The 565-nt window shown below is 41.4% G+C and carries 2 protein-coding genes; both read right to left on the bottom strand.

What is annotated here, in order from left to right:
• Window positions 1-23: 23 nt before the first annotated feature.
• The gene (locus N1032_RS28580; RefSeq protein ID WP_407933099.1) at window positions 24-212 is read right to left on the bottom strand and encodes an AAA family ATPase; all 189 of its coding nucleotides are present in this window, start codon (window positions 210-212) and stop codon (window positions 24-26) included.
• A 186-nt stretch (window positions 213-398) separates the two neighbouring features.
• Entirely contained in the window at window positions 399-563 is a 165-nt protein-coding gene (locus N1032_RS28575; protein ID WP_407933098.1) for an AAA family ATPase, read from the bottom strand.
• Between the last annotated feature and the right edge of the window lie 2 nt (window positions 564-565).

Raw genomic sequence — 565 nt, 5'->3', positions numbered from 1 at the left:
ATATCCATGACATGCACATTGTTTCATATCTTGTCACTCGGCAATGAGATGTTGTCTTTGACCAAATTGGAGAATTCCACCAAATCATTGTCTACCGATTGCCTATGTATCGACTGCAGGTGCGTATGCGGATATGTTCTGCTTTTGATGAAATCGATGAACGGTGTTCCGTCACCTATCGGCGGCAACTGATATGGGTCACCAACCAATATGAGTTTCTTGTTTGGGAAGTCTATCGCCTCATCATTTGCGAATATGTCATATATTTTAGTTCACAGTTCATTGTTGAGCATTGATGACTCATCGATGATGATTGCTTCTTTCCTCAAAAGTTTTGTTTTGTTGAAACCCTTAATCTTGACATTTCCTCAAGTGTCTTCCGTGACATCCGGTTCAAGTCATCTGTGTATTGTTGTGCCCTGTATCTTTTTGGCGGCACGACCTGTCGGGGCAATCTTGGAAACTTCAAAACCTTGCTGTCTCAATGCTTCGGCAATGGTATTTATGGTAAATGATTTTCCACTTCCGCCAGCTCCTGTTATGATGGATAAGTCACTTTTCATTA

The sequence above is a fragment of the Herbiconiux daphne genome (assembly GCF_024979295.1).
Lineage (GTDB): Bacteria > Actinomycetota > Actinomycetes > Actinomycetales > Microbacteriaceae > Herbiconiux > Herbiconiux daphnes.
Note: the sequence above shows the minus strand (reverse complement) of the source record. Positions and strands in the feature narration are given on the sequence as shown.